1 protein-coding gene is annotated in these 2,053 nt (G+C 52.0%); it reads right to left on the reverse strand.

Annotated features, from left to right (window positions below):
• Positions 1 to 301: 301 nt before the first annotated feature.
• A complete protein-coding gene (locus BLO43_RS16155) occupies positions 302 to 1,786 on the reverse strand; it encodes a MocR-like pyridoxine biosynthesis transcription factor PdxR (protein WP_090908069.1) in 1,485 nt (494 codons plus the stop codon).
• Positions 1,787 to 2,053 lie beyond the last annotated feature (267 nt).

A 2,053-nucleotide genomic window follows, 5' to 3' on the forward strand; every position in this document is an offset into this window, starting at 1 on the left:
ACAGCATCGCCGGCGCAGTGATACCGGTCTTCACCAAGCTCTAAGCAACCAAAGCATGACACCGGTCCGCCGCCGTCGCCAGACGGAAGGGTGGACCGGTGTTTTTTAATGTGCGTTTGTCGACCAGTTCATACGTGCAGAAGGAATCGGAATCTCCCCATCTTTTTAATTTCATTCGACCGCTTGAGCGGTTACCGGTTTATTGAAGCATGCCTGCTGAAAATTGGCCCGCAATTGCGGGCCAATTTTCAACAGAGTGGTTCCGAGGATTTATTAAAGCGGAATGCGAAAACTGGAGGTATCACTCATTGACTGTTGGCAGGCCTGCAAATGCATCAGCGATTCGCCGAATACCTGCCCTGATCTGGTATTCGTTAAGAGATGAGAAGCCAAGTATCAGTGTACGAGCGCTGTAGTCACATTTTCCATAATCATAGGCGGTGCCGGGCCCAATGGCATAAATACCTACCCCATGACGGAGCGCAAGTGCTTGGAGTTGAGGGGCATCAGGATAATTTTTTGGTAGATGCCATGCCAGATGGAGGCCGCTTTCCAGTCCGGAAAGTTGGACCGTACCAAAATGCTGTCGCAGGGCTTCAATGAGGCAATCACGACGCTTGCAATAAACGTGACGCATCCGCCTCAGGTGATTGCCATAGGCGCCACTTCGGATGAATTCAGCCATCGTTGCCTGGTCGAGCCAGGCATGTCCGTTGTTCAGTAGCGCCTTGGCCGAGCGCGCCGCATGTATTAACGCCTTAGGTACCACCAGATAACCCAGGCGCAACCCCGCGCCCATGGATTTGGAAAAAGTCCCCAGATACATGACGCAACCATAGTCATCGAGACCCATAAGCGCCGTTAAAGGGGAGCCACGATATCGAAAATCCGAGTCGTAGTCATCCTCAATAATGTATGCCCCGCAACGCCGGGCCCAGTCAAGCAGTTTCAAGCGGCGCTCAATCGGCAATGTAAAGCCGAGCGGATACTGATGCGACGGGGTAACATACAGGAGCATTACGCCCTCTTTCGGCAATCGCTCTACATCCAATCCGGCTTCATCTACGGGCACGGGAACTAATTTCGCATAGTAGCTCTGGAAAAGAAGTGCAGCTCCCTCATAGCAGGGATTCTCCGTGGCAACCAATGTCCCATCCTTGATCAAGAGACGAGCCGCCAGGTTCAATCCCTCCTGAGAGCCGGCAGTAATAATGACCTGGTCAGATGAGACGCTAATTCCACGCGCTATTCCAAGATGATCAGCGACGACTTCCCGTAACTGGAGCAACCCACCCGGATCACCGCATTCGGTAAAATGGGTACTGGACGAGGTCAGCGTCCTGTTGATAAAGCGACGCCATATCTTTTGGGGGAATAAATCAAGATCGGTACGATCCGGAAAAAAATCAAAGTCCAGATGTCGAGTATCGTTTCCCACCCGCCGCTGTCCGGTAAAGGGAATTATGGGCTGCCTTACCGCCTCTCCCTGAACAGGAATTGAAGTGGCAATTCTGCGGGTTGCAGCGAGACAGGTTTCAGGCAGTTCGAGGTTTACGTACGTTCCAATCGCTTTTCGGGCCTGCAGATAGCCTTCAGCCATTAGACGATCATAGACAAGGAGGACGGTATTTCGGGAAGTACCCAGTTGCTCGGCAAGCACACGGCTGGCGGGTATAGGGGTGCCAGGTTTTAGTTTCCCGCCGAGAATCAAATGGCGTAATTGTTCAAAAATCTGCCCTTGCAGCGACTGCGGGCTGCTGTGATCAAGTACAATGGGAATTGCCATATTTTTTTCTGCCGGCACGCCTGTACGCTGTATCGTATCTTTATAATCCGATATGGAGAGAATGCCAATCTCTTTCCGAGTGCTGACATGATCAGCAACATAGGGTAGGGGAGGCACTAACTAAAATATGCTCCTTCCCCGGAAACCAGCGAATTCCCAGATAATCACCCCTCCTCCTCTTCTTCCTCCTCCTCGTCGTCCTTATCCTTCTTTTCAGGCTTGAGGACCATCTTGCCTTCCTTGCGGCTGGCATTGAGGTCGGTCTCG

Source organism: Nitrosospira sp. Nsp13 (assembly GCF_900101945.1).
GTDB lineage: Bacteria > Pseudomonadota > Gammaproteobacteria > Burkholderiales > Nitrosomonadaceae > Nitrosospira > Nitrosospira multiformis_D.